Below are 19,651 nucleotides of genomic sequence, written 5' to 3'. Positions count from 1 at the left end.
ATCATGACCCATCCGGTCGACGAGTGTCTCGCCGAGGCCGAGGCCGCGATTGCGCGCATGAAGGAGGCCGCGATCGCCGCGCGTCACCAGCACGCGCGTGCCGAGCTGATGCGCCATATGCGGACCACGGCCCGCAAGGTCGTCTCGCGCCCGCTCGATGAGGCGGTCGCACTTGTCTCGCATGAATGGATGAAAGCCTGGAGCCTCGATGCAAGCGCCTATCCCGAACTGGCCCATGACATCACTGCCTTCACCGCTGCCTTCTGCGCCGATGCGCGCGAGAGCACGGAGCAGACGCAGGCTGCGATCCGGGATGCCGTTGCCGCGCTGGAAACAGGCTTCCGGGCCATCGGCACGAGCCTGAGCGACCAGATGGCGTTCCGCTCCGAATGCGCCCATGGCTGGTGGCAGAGCGTCGTGGCGCTGCCGGCCGAATTGCGGGCCACTGAGCGCCGCAGCATTCCGCGCGCCGGCGAGGATGCGCCCTTCTGGAGCGCCGGCGCCCAGCCGCATTGCGGCTGAGGCCTCACTCTCCCCGCGTCGGGGACGGCAGTCGCGCCCGGCTGCCTGCCTCGGCGAAAGGTTCTTCTCTTCATTTTGTGAAATAAGAAAAACCACACTACCTCAAGTGAATTGCCCCGGTGGGCGTTCGGGTATAGCTGAATTGTTCGATTTACAGAACAATACAGGCGGCCAAGACCATGGCCAGAGACCCCATCGATCCGGGCCTTTCCGCCCAACAAGGCGCACCGGCTGAGGCAATTGACTTGCCCGAGCGCGCTGCTGACCTCGTTCGCGCGTTCGGCAAGTCGGATGCGCGCGACCGTCTCATCGGACTGCGTCAGGCGGTTTCGGGACGGATCGTCTTTACCACCAGCTTCGGCCTTGAGGATCAGGTCCTCATCCATCTAATTGCTCGTGCCGGGCTTCCCATCGAGATCGTCACCCTCGACACCGGCAGGCTCTTTCCGGAGGTCTACAGCCTCTGGCAGGAGACTGAGCGCAACTATGGCGTGGTGATCCGCCCCTTCTACCCGCGCCATGACGCGATCGAACTTTTTGTCCGTCAAAACGGCATCAACGGCTTTTATGCTTCCCGCGACGCCCGCAAATCCTGCTGCGACATCCGCAAGGTCGAGCCACTGGGCCGGGCCCTGGACGGGGCGGAGATCTGGATCACCGGCTTGCGGTCCGACCAGTCGGCGGCGCGCGGCGGCGTCGCGCTCGCGGAGGCCGAAACGGAGCGCGGCCTCATCAAGTTCAACCCCTTGCACGACTGGTCGCGCGAGGCCGCGCTGAGCTTCTCCAAGACTGAAGGAATCCCGCTCAATCCTTTGCACGACAAAGGCTTTATCTCGATCGGCTGCCAGCCCTGCACCCGAGCGATCGCGCCGGGCGAGCCGGAGCGGGCCGGGCGCTGGTGGTGGGAAGACGACGCGGCCAAGGAATGCGGCCTGCATGTCGGGCCGGATGGGAATCTGGTCCGGGCCAAGGCTGCCACTGCGGTGGAGGCGCGACCATGATCCAGCTCAGCCGTCTGCAGAAGCTCGAAGCCGAGGCGATCTTCATCATTCGCGAGGTTGTGGCGACCTGCGACAAGCCGGTGCTGCTTTATTCGATCGGCAAGGATTCCGCCGTTCTGCTGCATCTCGCCCTGAAGGCGTTCTATCCGGCGAAGCCGCCATTCCCGTTGCTCCATGTCGATACGACCTGGAAGTTCCGTGAGATGATCTCCTTCCGGAACGAGACGGCGGAGCGGCTCGGGCTCGATCTGATCGTCCATGTCAACCAGGACGGGGTCAGGGCCGGCATCGGGCCCTTCGCCTCGGGCTCCCGCGTCCATACCGACGTGATGAAGACGCAAGGGCTGAAGCAGGCGCTTGACCTGCACAAATTCGATGTCGCCTTCGGCGGCGCGCGGCGCGACGAGGAGAAGAGCCGCGCCAAGGAGAGGATCTTCTCGCTGCGCAGCGCCGAGCATCGCTGGGACCCGAAGAACCAGCGCCCGGAGCCCTGGCAGCTCTTCAACACCCGCAAGCACAAGGGCGAGAGCTTTCGCGTATTCCCGCTCTCCAATTGGACCGAGCGTGATGTCTGGGACTACATCGCACTCGAGAACATACCGGTCGTACCGCTCTACTTCGCCGCCCCGCGCCCCGTTGTGCACCGCGACGGAGCCTGGATCATGCGCGACGACGAGCGCATGGAGCTCGCGCCCGGAGAGGTCGTGGAGACCCGCATGGTCCGCTTCCGGACGCTCGGCTGCTACCCGCTGACCGGCGCGGTCGAGAGCGAAGCCGCAAGCCTCACCGACATCATCGCCGAGATGCGCTCATCGCGCGCCTCCGAGCGCCAGGGCCGTGTCATCGACCATGACGGCGCCGGCTCGATGGAACAGAAGAAGCAGGAAGGGTACTTCTGATGGCTGTCGCCGCCGAGAAGAAGCGCCCAGGCGCCACGGCTCCGCTCCCTGCGAACGATTCCTCCGGACTGAGCGAAACCGCCCAGCATTCGCTGCTGCGCTTCATCACCTGCGGCTCGGTCGATGACGGCAAGTCGACGCTGATCGGACGCGTGCTCTATGAGGCCGGCGCGGTCTTCGACGACCAGCTCCGCGCCCTCGACGCCGATTCCCGCAAATTCGGCACGCAAGGTGCGGAGCCCGACTTCGCGCTGCTGGTCGACGGGCTCTCGGCCGAGCGCGAGCAGGGCATCACCATCGATGTCGCATATCGCTATTTCGCGACGGAGAAGCGCAGCTTCATCGTCGCCGATACGCCGGGCCACGAGCAATATACCCGCAACATGGCGACCGGCGCCTCGACCGCCGATCTCGCCATCATCCTGATCGACGCCCGCAAAGGCCTGCTGCCGCAGACGCGGCGCCACTCCTTCATCGTCTCGCTGGTCGGCGTCCGCCACGTCGTGGTTGCGATCAACAAGATGGACCTCGTCGGTTACGACGAGGCAGTCTTCGACCGGATCGCTGCGGATTATCGCGCGGCCGTGAAGAACCTCGGCTTCAGGTCGATCGACATCATCCCGGTTTCGGCGCGGGACGGCGAGAATGTGATGCGCCCCTCAACCACGATGCCCTGGCATAAGGGACCGGCGCTGCTGCCTCTGCTGGAGGCCATCGTCGTCGAACAGGAGACGCGCGACGAGGCCGGCTTCGTCCTGCCCGTGCAATGGGTGAACCGGCCCGATCTGGATTTCCGTGGCTATGCCGGCACAGCGGCCCGCGGCCGTGCCCGCGTCGGCGATGCCGTCACGGTGCTGCCGTCCGGGCGCAGCAGCACGATCGCGCGGCTGATTACCCCGTCAGGCGAAGCCAGCAACGCGGCGGCGGGGCAGGCCGTCACCCTGACCCTGGCTGACGAGGTCGACATTTCGCGCGGCGACGTCATCGCTTCCGCGGCGAGCCCGGTTCCCGTCCGGCGCGAGCTCCGGGCGCGGCTGCTCTGGACTGGCGAGCGCGCCATGCTGGAGGGCGGTCAGTTCGTGCTGAAGCTCGCGACCCAGGCCGTGAACGCCACGATCGGCGCGCTGGATCACAGCATCGACATCGAGGGCTTCAAGCCGGTGCCGGCGCAGGTCCTGCGCATGAACGGGATCGGCCTGGTGACGCTGCGGCTCGACCGGCCGCTGGCCACCTTGCCTTATCAGGAGAGCCGGGATCTCGGCGGCTTTATCCTGATCGATCGGATCAGCAACGAAACGGTCGCCTTTGGTTTCGTGGTCGCCGAGCCGGGCGCGGGGCGAAGCCTGAACCCGGCGGAGGCGCTCGGTACGGCCGACCGCCTGCGACAGGCGCGCAACCGCCTGATCGGCGCTCCCGGCACGCCGGATCGGCGGCTCTGGTGGAGCGCCGTGAGTTGGCGCCTGCTCAGCACGGCAGGACTGTTCGGAGCAGCCCTTGCACTGACCGGCCGGCCCGGCGTCTCGGGTGTCCTCGCGCTCGGCGACCTCGCCCTGCGCCCGACCTTGCGCGGCCTTCACGCCCGGCTGTGGCAGAAGCACCCATCAGCCGCGCTTCAGGACGGCGCCGGCATCTGATCGATCGAGATCGTTTCGCCGGATGCACGATGGCGTGGGTCGCGGCGTCCTCAGCCCGCGACCACCGCCGTCGCCTCGATCTCGATCAGCGCCTGCGGCTCGACCAGCGCGACGACCTGAACGACCGCCATCGCCGGAAAATGCCGGCCCAGGGTCTCGCGATAGATCGGCCCCATATCCTTCAGGCTGGCGCGATAGGCCTCGATGTCCGTGACATACCAGGTCAGCCGCACGATATCCTCGATGCGACCGCCGCCGGCCTCGACCACAGCCTTGATATTGGCGAGGGTCTGACGGAGCTGCGGCAGAAACCCCTCGGCGAAGACGCCGTGCTCGTTCCAGCCGACGAGGCCACCGGTCACGATCACACGGCCTTCGGCGACCATGCCGTTGGCATAGCCGCGCGGCACCGGCCAGCCCTCGGGCAGGATCGCGCGTGATGCTGGAAGATTCGACATGGCGGAGCCTCGGTCTTCGGCCGTTTCGGCCTGTTCTTGGGGGAATCAGGTCTCGGTGAGCGCCAACTGACGCAGTGCGAAACGCTGGAGCTTGCCGGTCGGCGTCTTCGGCAGAGCCGGAACGAACGCGATGGCGCGCGGGTATTTATAGGGCGCGATACCCGCCTTCACATGCTCCTGCAATGCCTTGGCCAGGGCCGTATCGCCGCGAATGCCCTCGCGCAGCACGACATAGGCCTTGACGATCTGGCCGCGGTCCGGACAGGGCGCGCCCACCACGCCGCACTCGGCGACATCGGGATGGGCGAGCAGGCAGGCTTCGACCTCCGGCCCGGCAATGTTGTAGCCGGCAGAGATGATCATGTCGTCCGAACGGGCCTGGTACCAGAAATAGCCGTCCGCATCGCGCAGATAGGTATCGCCGGTGATGTTCCAGCCGTCCTGCGCATATTTCGCCTGCCTGGGATCGGCGAGATAGCGGCAGCCGGTCGGTCCGCGCACGGCGAGGCGTCCGGGCGTGCCATCGGGCAGGGGATTGCCGGCCTCGTCGACGATCCGCGCCTCGTAGCCCGGAACGGGCAGGCCGGTGGCGCCCGGCCTTATCGCCTCGCGCGGCGCGGAAATGAAGATATGCAGCATCTCGGTGGCACCGATGCCGTCCATCAGCGGCAGCCCCGTCCGCTTCAGCCAGGCTTCGAAGGTCGCCTTGGGCAGGGATTCCCCGGCCGAGACGCAGATGCGCAGGGAAGAGATATCGCGGCCGTCGAGCTTGTCGAGCATGGCGCGATAGGCCGTCGGCGCCGTGAAGCAGACGCTCGCCTTGTGGCGCTCGATCGCTGTGACGAGATCGGCGGGGGCGGCCTTGTCGGGCAGCACCATCGCGGCACCGATCCGCATCGGGAACAGCACGAGTCCGCCGAGCCCGAAGGTGAAGGCGAGCGGCGGCGAGCCGATGAAGCGGTCTTCCGGCGCCGCCTTCAGCACGCGCGCGCCATAGGTGTCGCAAATGGCGAGCAGATCCTGGTGGAAATGCATGGTGCCCTTCGGCTCTCCAGTGGTGCCCGACGTGAAGCCGATCAGGCAGACATCATCGCGGGCGGTATCGGCGGCGGTGGCGTTCTCATAGCCCGCGCGCGCCATCAGCGCTTCGAGATCGGTCGGCGTGCCTCCGCCCCAGGTCACGATGCGCGGGAGCTCGGGAGTCTGTGTCTGGGCCGTCCGGAGATCATCGATCAGGCGGTGATCACACAGGGCCAATGTGATCTTCGCCTTGCGGATGGGGTAGGCGAGTTCGCCGGCGCGCAGCATCGGCATGGTCGCGACCGCGACGCCGCCCGCCTTCAGCACGGCGAGATAGGCCGCGACCATCATCGGCGTATTGGCGGCCCGCAGCAGCACGCGGTTGCCCGGCCGCATCCCAAGATCGCGGGTCAGCACATTGGCGATGCGGTTCACGCGCTGGGCGAGTTCGGCATAGGTCCAGACCTCGCGGTCCGAGATGATGGCGATGCGTTCGCCATGCCCCTCGCTGACGTGACGATCGAGCAGTTCGGTCGCGACATTGAGCCGCTCGGGATAGGCGAGGCCGGCATCTGCGACCTTGAGGTCGGGCCAGCTGTCGCGCGGTGGCAGATTGTCCCGCGCGAAACTGTCCAGATGTCCTGACCGCACGAACTCCGCCTGCGCCATCTCAGCCTCCGCTCATGGCATGCGCCTTCAGGAGATCGCGCGCGATGACGACCTTCTGAACCTCGCTGGCGCCCTCATAGATTCTGAGCGCCCTGATCTCGCGATAGAGCTCCTCGACCTTGACGCCCCTGGTCACGCCGAGCCCGCCATGGATCTGGACGGCGCGGTCGATCACGCGCTGGGCGTTCTCGGTTGCGACGAGCTTGGCGAGCGCAGCTTCGCGCGTGACGCGCGGCGCACCCTTGTCCTTCGTCCAGGCCGCCCGATAGACCAGCAGGGCTGCGGCATCGACCTCGGCCGCGCTGTCCGCGATCGCGGCCTGCGAGAGCTGGAGATCGCCGAGCGTTCCGCCAAAGAGCTTTCTGCCATTGGCGTGCGACACGGTCTCGTGTAGCGCGCGCCGGGCGAAGCCGAGCGCCGCGGCACCAACCGTCGAGCGAAAGATGTCGAGTGTCGCCATCGCGACCTTGAAGCCGTCGCCGGGGCCGCCGATCCGGTTGCCGACCGGGATGCGGCAGGCCTCGAATCGGAGCGTGGCGAGCGGGTGCGGCGCGATCACATCGATGCGCTCGGCAATGCTCAGGCCGGGCGTATCGGCCTCGACCAGGAAGGCCGAGAGACCGCGGGCGCCGGGTGCTTCGCCCGTCCGCGCGAAGACGACATAGTGGTCCGCGATGCCGCCATTCGAGATCCAGGTCTTCTCGCCGTCGATGCGGACATGGCCGTTGCCGTCGGGCGTGGCCGTCGTCGCCATGGCGGCGACATCCGAGCCTGCTTCCTTCTCGGAGAGGGCAAAGGCTGCGATGCGCCTGCCGTCGCGGATGCCTGGCAGGATGCGGGCTTTCATAACCTCCGAACCGGCAAGGGAGATCGAACCGGTGCCAAGCCCCTGCATGGCGAAGGCGAAATCCGCGAGTCCGTCACGTGCAGCGAGAATCTCGCGGGCGAGGCAAAGCGTGCGAACATCCAGCGCCTCGCCGAGCCCGCCTTGGGCCGCCGGCACGACAGCCCTCAGGAAACCGGCCTCGCCAAGCGCCTTCACCCGGGCCCGGCAGGCGGCATCGACATCGTCATGCGGCAGGCCGGGCAGAGTGGCATCGGCCCACTCTGCGAGATCCCTGGCAAAGGCGCGATGACGATCCTCGAAGAACGGCCAGTCGAGCGTATCGCCGAGAATCCCGGTCCCGATCATCTCAGTTCCCCTCGAAGACCGGCTTCTGCTTGGCGGCGAAGGCGTGATAGGCGCGGGCGAAATCCTCGGTCTGCATGCAGAGCGCCTGCGCCACGGCTTCGGCCTCGATCGCCGCCTCGACCGACATCGCCCACTCCATCTCGAGCATGCGCTTGGTCATCGCGTTGGCGAAGGTCGGCCCGTCCGCCAGTTCGCCGGCGAGCGCCTGCGCCTCGCCGAGCATCGCTTCCTTGCCGACGAGCCGGTTGAGGAAGCCCCAGCGCTCGGCTTCCTCGCCCTTGAGCACACGGCCGGTATAGAGCAGCTCAGCTGCGCGGCCCTGGCCGATGATGCGCGGCAGCATCGCGCAGGCGCCCATGTCGCAGCCGGCAAGGCCGACGCGGTTGAACAGGAAGGCGATCTTGGTCTCGGGCGTGCCGAAGCGGATATCCGAGGCCATCGCCATGATCGCACCCGCGCCGGCGCAGATGCCGTCGATTGCCGCGATCACCGGCTGCGGGCAGCCGCGTATCGCCTTGACCAGATCTCCGGTCATGCGGGTGAACTTGAGCAGATCCTTGGTGTCCATCGCGACCAGCGGTCCGATGATCTCGAAGACGTCGCCGCCGGAGGAGAAATTACCGCCGGCTCCGGTGATCACGATCGCCTTGACCTCTTCCTCCTTCTGCGCGGCGAGGAAGAAATCGGTGAGCTCGCGGTAGCTCTCGAAGGTAAGCGGGTTCTTCTTGTCCGGCCGGTTCAGCGTCACTGTCGCGACCTTGCCGGCAACGGCTAAACCGAAATGCGCCGGTTTGAAACCGGCGAGCGGCAAGGTGGTGGCGTTGGCGATGCTCATGCGTTCTCTCCCCGGCCCGCCGCTTCATCGGCGCGGCGCTTGATGGCCTGGTGCAGAGAGGCCTTGGTCTGTCCGAGCAGGCGGAAGAGCTGGACGATCTCGGGCTGATCGAGGCCTGCGAAGAGCTCGGCGATCCAGCCCTCATGCCGCTCCGCCATGGCGCGAAAACTCTTGCGGCCCTGCGCCGTCAGCGTCAGCACCTGGACACGCCGATCCTGAGCGGCCGGGCGCTTGTCGACCAGCCCGTCGGCCAGCAGGCCAGCGACGACGGCGGTGACGTTGCCGTTCGACACCATCAGTCGCTGCGAGACCTCGCCGACCGTCATGCCCGTCGTCGATTTGTCGAGCTGCGCCATCAGGTCGAAGCGCGGCAGCGTCGTCTTGAATTCCTCGCGCAGGCGATTGCGGATCTCGGTCTCGATCAGGGTCGAGCAGGTCAGCATCCTGAGCCAGAGCCTGAGCTCGTCCTTGTGATCGCCGGGACGCTCGCTTGCCTTGGTCTCACGGTCGAGAATGAGGCCGGGGGAGGGTGTTTCCATCGCTCTAGAACTCCCCGCCATTGATCAGGATCGACTGGCCGGTAATCCCGGCACTGGAGGGACCGCAGAGGTAGAGCACGGCTGCCGCGACCTCTTCCGGAGCGATCAGCCGGCCCTGGGGGTTGCCCTTGACCAACTCCGCCAGCGCCTGCTCGCCCGGCTTTCCGGTTTTGGCTGTGATCGCCTCGATGCTGTCTGCCACCATGCCGGTATCGGTATAGCCGGGGCAGATCGCATTCACCGTGACGCCGGATCGGGCGGCCTCCAGCGCCAGCGAGCGTGTCAGCCCGATGACCGCATGCTTGGCCGCGACATAGGCCGAGACATAGGGATAGCCCCGGTGCCCGGCGGTGGAGGCGATCGCGATCAGCCGCCCCTCGCGGCGCTCGGTCATGCCGGGCAGGGCCGCCCGGAAGGCATTGACCGTGCCGATCAGGTTCAACTCGAACATCCGCCGGAAACGCTCGGCGTCGCTCTTCAGGAACGGCCCGGTCTCGACGCCGCCTGCATTGGCAACGACGATATCCAGCGGCCGTTCTCTGGAGAGAGTGCCGATCGCCGCCGCGACGGCTGCCTCATTGGTGACATCGGCGAGCGCGAAGCTGTCGGCATCGCCCTCGGCAATGGCGCTCTGCAGGGTCGCTGCGTTGCGGCCGATGATCGAGACATGCGCACCGGCCGCCTTGAGAGCGCCGGCAACAGCCCGGCCGATGCCACGCCCGCCGCCCGTCACCAGAGCATGTCGTCCCGTCAGGTCCATGACACCGAGCCTCCTCATGCCGAGCAATATATTTTAGGTCTGAAGCAATTTGCAAGCGAGGCTTGGAACGAGCGCATGATCGTGAATTGCGCGCCGCAATCGCGGGATACGTATAGGATTGGACTTGCTCCCGCCTTCCGCGCGGAAGCCACGGCGATCCCCCTTGAGGAAAAAATATTTCAGGCTTAAAATAATATCCGTCACAGCCGGGGAGGATGGGTGATGCGCATTGCGGTCGTCGGGGGCGGTCCTGCCGGACTCTATTTCGCGCTGCTGATGAAACGTGACTGGCCGGCGCTGGACGTCACGGTCTTCGAGCGCAACCAGCATGACGACACGTTCGGATTCGGCGTCGTCTTTTCCGACCAGACGCTCGATACCTTCAAGGCGGCCGACCCCGAAAGCTACGGCGCGATCGTCGACAATTTCGCCTACTGGGACGATATCGAGATCCGCTTCAAGGACACGCTCCATCGTGTCTCCGGCAACGGCTTTTGCGGCTGCTCGCGCCGCTCGCTGCTGATGCTGGTGCAGGAGCGCTGCCGAGAACTCGGCGTCACGCTGAAATTCGGAACGGAAGCCGATGATATCGAAGCGCTGAAGCGCAACTTCGATCTCGTGGTCGCGGCCGACGGCATCAACAGCCGCATCCGCGAAGGCTGGCGGGAACGCTTCCGGCCACAGGTCGATCTCAGGCCGAACAAGTTCACCTGGATGGGCTCGACCCGGCCCTTCGACGCCTTCACCTTCTTCTTCAAGGAAACCGAGCACGGGCTCTTCATTGCCCATTGCTACCAGTACGAGGCCGGGCGCTCGACATGGGTGCTGGAGACGGACCCCGAGACCTTCGCGAAGGCCGGTCTGGAGGGCATGGATGAAGCCGCCTCGGCCGCCTTCCTCGAAGGCGTCTTCGCGGAGGAGCTGCAGGGTCACAGGCTGATCACCAATCGCTCGCTCTGGCGCAATTTCCCGATGATCCGCTGCGAGAACTGGGTCTCGGACAACGTCGTGCTGATCGGAGACGCCAAGGCGACGGCGCATTTCTCGATCGGCTCCGGCACCAAGCTGGCAATGGAGGACGCGATCGCGCTGCATCGTGCCTTCGGCAAGGCGCAGCTCGACGTCTCCGCCGCCCTGTCGCTCTACGAACGGACCCGGCGCGAAGAGGTCGAGAAGACGCAGCACGCGGCGGATGTCTCGCTGGTCTGGTTCGAGCAGCTGCGTCGCTTCTGGGATTTCGATCCGTTGCGCTTTGCCTTCGGTCTGATGACGCGCTCGAAGGCGATCACCTATGACAATCTCGCTTTGCGCGCGCCCGCCTTCGTCGCTGCCATCGACACGCTAGTGGCAGACGAAGTCGGCCCTACAGCGCGGCGCAAGCGCGACGGTTCCCCCGTGGCACCCGCCTTCCAGCCCTTCCGGCTCCGCGAAATGCAGGTCGAGAATCGTATGGTGCTCTCGCCCATGTGCCAGTATTCGGCGGTAGAGGGCCTGCCGACGGACTGGCACCTGATGCATTACGGCTCGCGGGCCATCGGCGGTCCGGGCTTGATCGTCAGCGAGATGACCTGCGTCGCCCCCGACGCCCGCATCACGCCCGGTTGCACCGGCCTCTACAGCGACGAGCAGGAGGCGGCCTGGACACGCATCGTCGACTTCGTTCACGCGAACTCGGCCGCGAAGTTTTGCCTTCAGCTCGGGCATGCCGGCCGCAAGGGCGCGACCAGGCTGATGTGGGAAGGGATGGACCGGCCGCTTCCCGCAGGGGCCTGGCCGATCATCTCGGCCTCGCCTCTGCCCTATTATCCCGAGAGCCAGGTGCCGCGCGAGATGACGCGCGCCGACATGGATCGCGTGCGCTCCGAGTTCGTCGCCGCGGCCGAGCGCGGCGAGCGGGCAGGCTTCGACATGCTGGAGCTGCACTGCGCCCATGGCTATCTGCTGGCGAGCTTCCTCTCGCCGCTGACGAACCACAGGACGGACGCCTATGGCGGCTCGCTCGAGAACCGCCTGCGCTACCCGCTCGAGGTGTTTCGGGCGCTGCGCGAGGTCTGGCCTCGGGAGAAGCCGATGTCCGTTCGCATTTCGGCGACGGACTGGAAGGAAGGCGGCCTGTCGCCTGAGGATTCCGTCGCCATTGCGGCCGCCTTTGCCGGGGAAGGCTGTGACCTCGTCGATGTTTCCACCGGGCAGACCGTCAATGACAGCCGGCCGATCTATGGCCGCATGTTCCAGACGCCGTATTCCGACCGCATCCGCAACGAGGCGCGCATCGCCACCATGTGCGTCGGCAACATCACGACGGCCGATCAGGTGAACACGATCATTGCCTCCGGTCGCGCCGATCTCGTGGCGCTCGGGCGCCCGCATCTGGCGGACCCGTCCTTCGTGCTGCGCGCTGCGGCCTGGTATGGCGTCGATACCCCGCAACCCGTGCAGTACCAGCCCGGCAAGGACCAGCTCATGCGCAACACGCCGCGCGAGCGCGAGGACCTGACCGAGCTCAAGCTCAAGGCCAAGCCGGGGCGGCACGCGGACGCACATTAGCCATTCGCCCTTGCCGCGCGCGAAACGACGGGCGACAAGGCCCGGCGATCAGATACCGCCGGAGCCAAGCCCATGGATGCCGCCAACCCGCCGCTCGCCGGCCGCCAGCCGGCAATACCTGACGGCCTGCGCATCTATGCGGTGGGCGACGTCCATGGCCGCCTCGATCTGCTGCGCGAGATCGAGGCCCAGATCGAAGCGGATGCCCGTTCAGCCTCAGGCAAGCGCGTCATCCAGGTCATGCTTGGCGACTATATCGACCGCGGTCCCGACTCCTCCGGCGTGATCGCTCATCTCATCGACAAGCGGCGTGAACGTGAGCTCGTCACGCTGCGCGGCAATCATGAGGACTACACGCTCGGCATTCGCCATGCGCCCGATCTCGTGTTGCGCTGGTGCCGGTTTGGCGGCGTCGAGACGCTGGCATCCTACGGCATCGACGTGGCCGAGTTCGACGAGGTCGAGGAAGATCTGGCGTGCCGTCAGATCGTGCAGCGTTTCTTCGCAGCGCAACCGGCCGACCACGCCGCATTCATCGCGCAGGCGCCCCTGAACTGGCGCTGCGGTGACTATCTCTTCGTGCATGCCGGCATCCGCCCGGGCATTCCGCTCGGCGAGCAATCCGAGCAGGACATGCTCTGGATCCGGCACGAATTTCTCGACAGCGAAGAGGATTTCGGTTTCGTCGTGGTTCACGGGCATACGCCGACGACTGCGCCCGTCATCCGCCCGAACCGGATCGGTATCGACACACGCGCCTATGAAACGGGGCAGCTGACCTGCGTGGTGCTCGAAGGCACCGGCCGGCGAATCCTGACGACGGGCTGAGCCGGATCGCAACCCGGAACCTCGCCGGCCACCATTCGTTCGAGAACCAATGGCCCCGGCTCGTGCCGGACCTGTATCATGGGAATGACGGGGCAACCCGCCTGACCCACTCACGGGGACAGGCAGAGTCCAGATCATTGCATTTTCGCAATATCGTCGTGGCGACAGGTGATCTGTTGTTGCATTCGAAAGCGGTTATCTCTGCTGCGAACACTGGCCAACGGGCCAAGGAAGCGATCAGGAGGTCACCTATGAAGCTCACGGGCATCCATCACGTCACCGCAATCTCGGCCAACGCGCCGCAGAACCGGCGCTTCTATGTCGAGACGCTCGGCATGCGCATGGTCAAGAAGACGGTCAATCAGGACGACACCTCGGCCTATCATCTGTTCTACGCCGACGGCGCCGGCTCGCCCGGCACCGACCTGACCTTTTTCGACTGGCCGGCTCCTCCGGCCAAGCGCGGCACCCACTCGATTACCCGCACCTCCCTGCGCGTCGCTGACGAGACGTCGCTGGACTGGTGGCGCGAGCGGCTGACGGCGGCTGGCGTCGCGGTTTCGGATATCCGCGCCATCAACGGCCGCGCCGCGATCGATTTCGAGGATCCGGAAGGCCAGCGCCTGACGCTGATCGCCGATGGCGGTGCGATTCCCTTCGTGGCCTGGGACAGGAGTTCCGTGCCCGCCGAACATCAGATCCGCGGCCTTGGCCCGGTGACGATTTCCGTACCGAAGCTGGAGCGGACCGAGCTCGTGCTCGGCAAGCTGCTCGGCCTCGAGCGCACTGCGGACTATCGCGACGCGGCTCATGCGACCGGCGACATCCACGTCTTCAAGGTCGGCGACGGCGGGCCGGCGGCGGAGCTGCATGTCGCGGTCGAGCCCGACCTGCCACAGGCACGCGAAGGGGCCGGCGGTGTCCACCATCTCGCGCTGCGGACGCCGACCTTCGGCGAGTACGATGAATGGGCGGAGCGCCTGCGCGCGACCGGCTATCCCAATAGCGGTCCGGTCGATCGCTTCTATTTCCGCTCGCTCTATCTGCGTGAGCCAAATGGAATCCTGATCGAGATCGCCAGCGATGGTCCCGGCTTCGCAACCGATGAGCCGGCCGAAACGATGGGCGAAAAGCTCGCGCTGCCGCCGTTCCTGGAACCGAAGCGCCGGCAGATCGAGGCCAATCTGAAGCCGCTCTAAGAGCATCGGCCCGAAAAGTGGATTGCGGTTTTCGGGGCAAAGCCGATGCAAAGACAAAGGGTTAGATCATCGGACTGGATACGATGTCCGGTCCGACGATCTGGAGGCATCGGCCCGAGACTGGATTGTGGTTCTCGGGCAAGCGGTGCCCACACGAAAGGCGAGATCATCGGATCTGTATCCGGTCCGATGATCCAACGCACCAGGCGGCTCAGCCGAGCCGCTCGGCTCTGATGCGGATCCCGGCGGCGTCACGGTCGAATGTATCGGCCGTGACGCCTTCGCTGCGCAGAACATGCTTCTGCAGCTTGCCACTCGCCGTCTTCGGAAGTTCGTCTACGACGCGGATGAAGCGCGGCACCATGTAATGCGCGATGCGCTCCGCCAGGAAGCTCACAAGCTCGGTCTGGTCGAGTGCGCCGCCTGCGACCGGGGTGACGACGGCCAGCACCTCATCCTCGCCATGCTCGCTCGGCACCGCGACGGCAACCGCCTCGCGAACCCCGGGATGGGCCAGGATCTCGCTCTCCAGTTCAAAGGAGGAAATGTTCTCGCCGCGCCGGCGGATCACGTCCTTGAGCCGGTCGACGAAGAAGAAGCGCCCGTCCGGCATCTGGCGAAAGGCGTCGCCAGTGTGGAACCAGCCATTGCGCATCGCCGCGACCGTCGCCTCGGCATTCCCATAGTAGCCTTTCATCAGCGCCCAGGGCCGGTGCGAACGAACCAGCAGTTCGCCGACCTCGCCCCTTGGCATTTCGCGGTCATGAGCATCAGCGACGCGCAACTCGAACCAGGGGCGCGGCAATCCCGCCAGCCCTTGCTCTGCAATGTCGGGACCGGCGCTGAGCGGACTGGCGATCTCCGTCATGTTGTAGACGGTGTGCAGATCGACGCCGAAGCGCTCGCGGAACGAGATCGCGTCCTCACCGAAGGGCACGATAAAGGCCTTCTTCAGCGGGTGATCGCGGTCTCGCTCGTTGGCCGGTTGCTTCAGCAGGAATGTCGCCATGACGCCGAGCAGCAAGACCAGAGTGCTGCCGGTACCGCGAACGGCATCCCAGAAATCGGCGGTGCGGAACTCGCGGACCATGCCGATCGATCCGCCGCAGGCGAGCATCGCATAGACATAGAGCGTCGAGCCGCAATGGAAGATCGGGCCGCAGACCAGGCAGCAATCCTCGGGGCCGATGCAGTCGAATGCGTCAGGCCCCATCGTGTAGAGCTGGACATAGGACGACACCACGCCCTTGGCATTGCCGGTCGTACCGGAGGTGTACATGATCGCCTGGGTGTCCCAGGGCTCAATCGCGCGCTCCAGCGCTAGGGCATCGTCCGCGACCACGGCGGGGAGCTCGAACGGGGCGACGGTGACGCCTGCGAGCTGCGGCTCCTGTTGCTCGCTCTCGCCGACCAGCAGAACCTGCCGCAGCTTGCCGGGATTGACCTCCGCCAACCTTGGCACCAGCGCCCGATGGCCGACCATCAACGCCGCGTCGGCATCGTCGAGCACATATTCGAGTGGGCGGCCGCGCGCGGCGGTGTTCAGCGGGACATAGACGGCGCCGAGATAGTTGATCGCGAACCAGGTAGCCAGCAGGTCGGGGCCATTGCCCATCCAGCACAGCACATGGTCGCCCTGCTTCACGCCGGCAGCGGCAAGGGCGGCAGCGCGCAAACGCACCTGTCGCAGCGTTTCGCCATAGCTCCAGGTCGCGCCGGGCCAGAACTGGACGAAGCGCCGATCCGGAATTGTCCTGGCCTGGCGCTCGAGCATGTGGCGCAGAACGCACGCGTCGCTCCCGGGCACGTTCGCGGCATCTGCCAAATCCTTGCCAACCGTCATCAGCCGAGCTCCTCCAAGGCATCGCTCTGATCCGGCCCAGGGGCAGGGCGGCGATTTCGGGCGAAAGCCTGCGGCAGATCCGGCGGTATCGTCAATCGCGAGCGGCGCTCTGCGGCGTTGCCGCTGCTTCACGCCAGAGCGGAGGTCTCAACCCGGCGCCTGTTCACGGATCGCCCTGGCGGTCTCCTTCTGTATGTCGAAGGCGGCCCGCCGCTGCCGGATCTCATCGGGCGAAAGACGTTCGATATTGCAATAGTCGAGCTTCCAGTCCGAGGAGGAGCTCCAGATCAAGGGGGACTGCACCGTGGTCCTTGGCGCCGGTGCCCGCTCCAGCGTGGCCAGAGCCAGATCGAGCGTGACGTCCTGGGAGCTGCGGTCGTTCGGTCGCCCCGCGGAATTGCCGAGCGGAAAATCCGAAAACAGGAGGCGTGGCACACCGACATATTCAACGATGTCCTTGGCGCAACCCATGACAACGGTCGCGATGCCATTCTCCTCCAGTGCCCTGGCGGCGAGACCGACGCTCTGATGGCAGACGGGGCAATTCGGAACCAGAATCGCTGCATCGACCGCATCCGCCCTGCAGCGGGCGACGATCTCCGGGCAATCGACCTCTAGCGTCACGCGGTGGCTGCGATTGGTCGGCAAGCCATGGAAGCGCGGTGCAATCGAGCCGAGCCGCCCTGAGATCGCCGCCTGGCGCAATGCGGCCAGCGGGAAATAGCTCCCGAGATCGTCGGCGGTCGTATGCGTGCGGTCGATCGCGACATGGGCGATGCGCAGGTCGTGCTCGTCGCCGCTATCGGCGGAATAGACGGAATAGAACTTGGCTGCAGCGTTGTAGGGCGCTCCCGGCCCCTGATCGCCCTTGTCCGGTTGGTAGGGGGCAGCCGTCGTGATGATCGTCACCCGGCACTCCGAAAGCGGCTTCGCCAAAACCTGAAACGGCACAGCGGCGTAATGCGCCCATGCGTAGGGCTGACCATATCCCAGCGCCTGATAGTAAGTGCTAACGCGCTGAAGATAGGGGATCGGCGCATCATGGGCGGGCGCAAACCCAAATATGTCGCTGCGTTCGCCGACCATCGCGGGCGCTCCTGTTCCTGCCGCAGCGCGGCATGGCCCGCACGGTAGAGCAGCGTCGCGAGGCGCTGCAATGCGCGGATACCCGGAATTGGTCGGCCGCCAGTTCCGGCAGCGCTTGACCCTCCATCCGGTGGAGACCCTAGGACGACGCCATGAAGGAAGAACGGTACACGATTGGCGAGCTTGCAAAGCTCAGCGGCGTCTCGGTCAGGCGGATTCGGTTCTATTCGGACAGCGGATTGCTGCCGCCGGCGACGCGAACTTTCAGCAACTACCGTGTGTATTCCGCGGAGGATGTCGCGCGTCTCGATCTGATCCGGGCGCTGCGCGATATCGGACTCGGCCTCGCAGTCATCCGAAAGATCCTGTCGAGGCGGCTTTCGCTGACGGACGTTCTGACCATGCGCCTTCGCGCGCTGGAGGCGGAGATCGCCTCGCAGCGCCGTGTCGCCGCCGTCCTGCGCGCGACCTTGAAGTCACCTGACCCCACCGAAACCGATCTCAGGAGATTATGGACCGTGACGACCCTTTCCAATGCCCAGTTCCGCCTGCTGGTCGAGCGCTTCTACGACGAGGTCGCCGGAGGCGCGCAGATGGACGATGCCTGGAAGCGCCAGATGATCGAGGCCAGCACACCCGAGCTCCCGGACGATCCGACGCCCGCGCAGATCGATGCCTGGGCCGAGCTTACGGTGATCATCACCGATGAAAGCTACATGGCCGAGATGCGGGCGAATGCTGGGGCCATGTGGACCGCTGAGTTCGACCCCGCCGCCTATGCCGAAGCCGCGAACCGGACCCTCGCCAAGGTTCGCGCCGCGATGGACGACAGCGCAAAACCGGATTCCGCAAGCGGTGCCGCGATCGCGCGGGAATGGCTTGAAGACTCAGCCCGCGCAATGAAGCGCGCTCCCGATCAGGCTTTCCTGGATTGGCATCTCGATCAGTATCGGAAACACCACGCACGTTCGATCCGCTATCAGCAACTGCTCGCCATCTTGCGCGGCGACGATGCAGGAGGCCCGACCGGCTCCGAATGGCACTGGATCAATGAAGCGATGAGGCCGCTTCTGGCTCAACCGGAGTGAGATCCGGGACGCGGGGGGCGCCATGCCAGGCATCGGCGGCGCCCGTTCGGAAGGAGAGGTCGCCACCGCTTGGGATCCCGCGCGATGGCATCTGCCTCAGGAGCTTTGCGATATCATTGCGATGTCGCCTTGCGGAAGCGAATGGCCCCGAAGATGTGGTCGAGCTCTCTGGTGAAGCTCGTGCTGAAGATAACCGAGTCGGCTTCATTGCGCGGCACCGCCATCGACAGCAAGGTCTCCCTCACTTGCTCGCAATGGGCCCGGAGTTCCGCGAGGGTGACATGGGCCTCTTCTACGGAATCGGCTCCCAGCAGCGCCACCTGTCCGAGGATCACGATCACGGCTGCCTCCAGCGCGGTGATGCTCGCAAGCAGAGCGGTATTCCGTGCCGGGCCGTAAGGATCGACTGCATATCCCATGACGCGTTCCTCCCTCCACTCAAGTTCCGCCCAACGATAGGTTCGGCCACCTGACGAAGCTCCCCGGTTTCAATTGCTGGAGTGATGCCCGTCGCGTGTCCGTCTTCGGAAAGGTCTGCGCAGCGAAGTTCAGTGGGCTCCTGGCGGGAACCTCAGGCGCCGTTTTACCCGACAATTCGGCTCGCAAACCTGACATGACGTGTCAGCCTAATGTCAGCTTCAGCGTCGTAGGGTTGCGGGTTGCCGGGCCGAGATGCATGTCCGCTCGCGCCAGACGTGGAACGGCCGCTCAGACTGTCTTCCGCGCAAGGGATGGGAAAGACGAAGGTGCGCGCGGCCTTGCCGTGCGGGGGGACTTCGCTCCTGCCTAGTCATACATCCCGCTCTTGCAGCGATAGCCGACGAAGCAGCTCGCTGTGTCGCGGCTCGGAACCCAGGCGGGATCGGCATATTCATCGAGTTCGCAGAAGCTGCGGTCGCGCACGAAGCGGTCATAGGTGTAGCCACCGGTACCGAGCACGATGGCGCCGTTGGCAATGATATCGTGCCGGCTGGCACTGCAGGGCCTGTTGACGGTGGAGGGCCGGGGTTGAGCCACTGCAAGATCGGCGGCCAACATCAGCATCAATGACAGAACGGCTCGGTTCATCGTCGCCTCCGGTGCGAGCGAAGCTACGGCCGCATAGTAACCGCATCGGTTGCGCAACATACCAGTCTTCGCTTGCCGCACCGAACGGGCGAGGGGGCTGCGTTCCCAACCGGCCGCTGACGAGGTCGGTCACGCACGTCGCTGCCAGCGCGGCAGCGACGTCTCCGCCCGCTGGAGATGGAGATCAAGGCGACGCGCTGGCCTCGACGAGGATCTCTCGCTTGCCGGCGTGGTTGGCGGGGCCGACGATGCCCTCGTTCTCCATGCGCTCCATGATCGAGGCGGCGCGGTTGTAGCCGATCTGCAGGCGGCGTTGGATATAGGAGGTCGAGGCCTTCTTGTCGCGCAGCACGACCGCGACCGCCTGGTCGTAGGGATCCTCGCTCTCGGCCTGGCCCATGCCGCTCTTGTCGAAGACGGCGCCGCCATCCTCGTCATCGCTGCCGGCCTCCTCCTCGGCGGT

Annotated in this window: 19 protein-coding genes; 8 read left to right on the top strand and 11 right to left on the bottom strand. The window is 65.7% G+C overall.

The features are described 5' to 3' along the window. Nucleotides 1-3 precede the first annotated feature (3 nt). The 4 genes from AB4118_RS16940 to cysN all read left to right on the top strand — a co-directional run bounded on the left by AB4118_RS16940 (nucleotide 4) and on the right by cysN (nucleotide 4,056). Nucleotides 4-522: a hypothetical protein gene (locus tag AB4118_RS16940; RefSeq protein WP_441490838.1), complete on the top strand. Its 519-nt coding sequence runs from the start codon at nucleotides 4-6 to the stop codon at nucleotides 520-522. 179 nt (nucleotides 523-701) lie between these two features. Beyond that, entirely contained in the window at nucleotides 702-1,523 is an 822-nt protein-coding gene (locus AB4118_RS16935) for a phosphoadenylyl-sulfate reductase (protein WP_441490837.1), read from the top strand. Beyond that, nucleotides 1,520-2,422 (top strand): sulfate adenylyltransferase subunit CysD, encoded by a 903-nt coding sequence (cysD, locus tag AB4118_RS16930; RefSeq protein WP_441490836.1) that lies wholly within the window; start codon nucleotides 1,520-1,522, stop codon nucleotides 2,420-2,422. The genes AB4118_RS16935 and cysD overlap by 4 nt, the downstream gene beginning before the upstream one ends. Next, complete coding sequence (gene cysN / locus AB4118_RS16925) at nucleotides 2,422-4,056, top strand: sulfate adenylyltransferase subunit CysN (protein ID WP_441490835.1); 1,635 nt, start codon at nucleotides 2,422-2,424, stop codon at nucleotides 4,054-4,056. The genes cysD and cysN overlap by 1 nt, the downstream gene beginning before the upstream one ends. Nucleotides 4,057-4,106: 50 nt before the next feature. On the opposite strand, the gene AB4118_RS16920 is transcribed toward cysN, so the two are convergent. From AB4118_RS16920 to AB4118_RS16895, 6 genes are read right to left on the bottom strand one after another with little or no spacing between them, the layout of a single operon-like run. Beyond that, the gene (locus tag AB4118_RS16920) at nucleotides 4,107-4,514 is read right to left on the bottom strand and encodes a RidA family protein (protein ID WP_441490834.1); all 408 of its coding nucleotides are present in this window, start codon (nucleotides 4,512-4,514) and stop codon (nucleotides 4,107-4,109) included. A gap of 45 nt (nucleotides 4,515-4,559) precedes the next feature. Then, nucleotides 4,560-6,203, bottom strand: a complete 1,644-nt coding sequence (locus tag AB4118_RS16915) for a benzoate-CoA ligase family protein (protein WP_441490833.1) — start codon at nucleotides 6,201-6,203, stop codon at nucleotides 4,560-4,562. 1 nt (nucleotide 6,204) lies between these two features. Continuing rightward, entirely contained in the window at nucleotides 6,205-7,395 is a 1,191-nt protein-coding gene (locus AB4118_RS16910; protein WP_441490832.1) for an acyl-CoA dehydrogenase family protein, read from the bottom strand. A 1-nt stretch (nucleotide 7,396) separates the two neighbouring features. After that, nucleotides 7,397-8,230 (bottom strand): enoyl-CoA hydratase family protein, encoded by an 834-nt coding sequence (locus AB4118_RS16905; protein ID WP_441490831.1) that lies wholly within the window; start codon nucleotides 8,228-8,230, stop codon nucleotides 7,397-7,399. After that, nucleotides 8,227-8,769 carry a MarR family winged helix-turn-helix transcriptional regulator gene (locus AB4118_RS16900; RefSeq protein ID WP_441478049.1) on the bottom strand — a complete coding sequence of 181 codons (543 nt, stop codon included), beginning with the start codon at nucleotides 8,767-8,769 and terminating at the stop codon, nucleotides 8,227-8,229. Before AB4118_RS16900 ends, AB4118_RS16905 begins: the two co-directional genes overlap by 4 nt. Nucleotides 8,770-8,773: 4 nt before the next feature. After that, nucleotides 8,774-9,529 (bottom strand): SDR family NAD(P)-dependent oxidoreductase, encoded by a 756-nt coding sequence (locus tag AB4118_RS16895; protein ID WP_441490830.1) that lies wholly within the window; start codon nucleotides 9,527-9,529, stop codon nucleotides 8,774-8,776. A gap of 222 nt (nucleotides 9,530-9,751) precedes the next feature. On the opposite strand from AB4118_RS16895, the gene AB4118_RS16890 reads away from it, so the two are divergent. From AB4118_RS16890 to AB4118_RS16880, 3 genes are all read left to right on the top strand, one after another. Next, nucleotides 9,752-12,076, top strand: coding sequence for a bifunctional salicylyl-CoA 5-hydroxylase/oxidoreductase (locus AB4118_RS16890; RefSeq protein ID WP_441490829.1), 2,325 nt, complete (start codon nucleotides 9,752-9,754; stop codon nucleotides 12,074-12,076). Between the two features lie 72 nt (nucleotides 12,077-12,148). Next, a complete protein-coding gene (locus AB4118_RS16885) occupies nucleotides 12,149-12,904 on the top strand; it encodes a metallophosphoesterase family protein (protein ID WP_441490828.1) in 756 nt (251 codons plus the stop codon). A gap of 251 nt (nucleotides 12,905-13,155) precedes the next feature. After that, nucleotides 13,156-14,103 carry a ring-cleaving dioxygenase gene (locus AB4118_RS16880; RefSeq protein ID WP_441490827.1) on the top strand — a complete coding sequence of 316 codons (948 nt, stop codon included), beginning with the start codon at nucleotides 13,156-13,158 and terminating at the stop codon, nucleotides 14,101-14,103. 211 nt (nucleotides 14,104-14,314) lie between these two features. On the opposite strand, the gene AB4118_RS16875 is transcribed toward AB4118_RS16880, so the two are convergent. Together AB4118_RS16875 and AB4118_RS16870 are read right to left on the bottom strand one after the other, a co-directional pair. Further along, nucleotides 14,315-15,946, bottom strand: a complete 1,632-nt coding sequence (locus AB4118_RS16875; protein WP_441490826.1) for an AMP-binding protein — start codon at nucleotides 15,944-15,946, stop codon at nucleotides 14,315-14,317. Between the two features lie 147 nt (nucleotides 15,947-16,093). Then, nucleotides 16,094-17,032 carry a glycine reductase gene (locus AB4118_RS16870; RefSeq protein WP_441490825.1) on the bottom strand — a complete coding sequence of 313 codons (939 nt, stop codon included), beginning with the start codon at nucleotides 17,030-17,032 and terminating at the stop codon, nucleotides 16,094-16,096. 152 nt (nucleotides 17,033-17,184) lie between these two features. Here AB4118_RS16870 and AB4118_RS16865 point away from each other — a divergent pair, with 152 nt between their 5' ends. After that, nucleotides 17,185-18,120 carry a MerR family transcriptional regulator gene (locus AB4118_RS16865; RefSeq protein ID WP_441490824.1) on the top strand — a complete coding sequence of 312 codons (936 nt, stop codon included), beginning with the start codon at nucleotides 17,185-17,187 and terminating at the stop codon, nucleotides 18,118-18,120. Between the two features lie 113 nt (nucleotides 18,121-18,233). Here the strand turns inward: AB4118_RS16865 and AB4118_RS16860 are convergent, their stop codons facing one another. The 3 genes from AB4118_RS16860 to AB4118_RS16850 form a co-directional block, all read right to left on the bottom strand. Beyond that, nucleotides 18,234-18,539, bottom strand: a complete 306-nt coding sequence (locus tag AB4118_RS16860; RefSeq protein WP_441490823.1) for a hypothetical protein — start codon at nucleotides 18,537-18,539, stop codon at nucleotides 18,234-18,236. Nucleotides 18,540-18,906: 367 nt separating this feature from the next. Then, nucleotides 18,907-19,188 carry a hypothetical protein gene (locus tag AB4118_RS16855; protein WP_441490822.1) on the bottom strand — a complete coding sequence of 94 codons (282 nt, stop codon included), beginning with the start codon at nucleotides 19,186-19,188 and terminating at the stop codon, nucleotides 18,907-18,909. A gap of 184 nt (nucleotides 19,189-19,372) precedes the next feature. After that, nucleotides 19,373-19,651: DNA translocase FtsK (locus AB4118_RS16850; protein WP_441490821.1), on the bottom strand; the 279-nt coding region annotated here is incomplete at its 5' end.

The organism is Allobosea sp. 2RAB26 (assembly GCF_052115465.1).
GTDB lineage: Bacteria > Pseudomonadota > Alphaproteobacteria > Rhizobiales > Beijerinckiaceae > Allobosea.
This window is presented reverse-complemented; position numbering and strand designations above follow the sequence as displayed.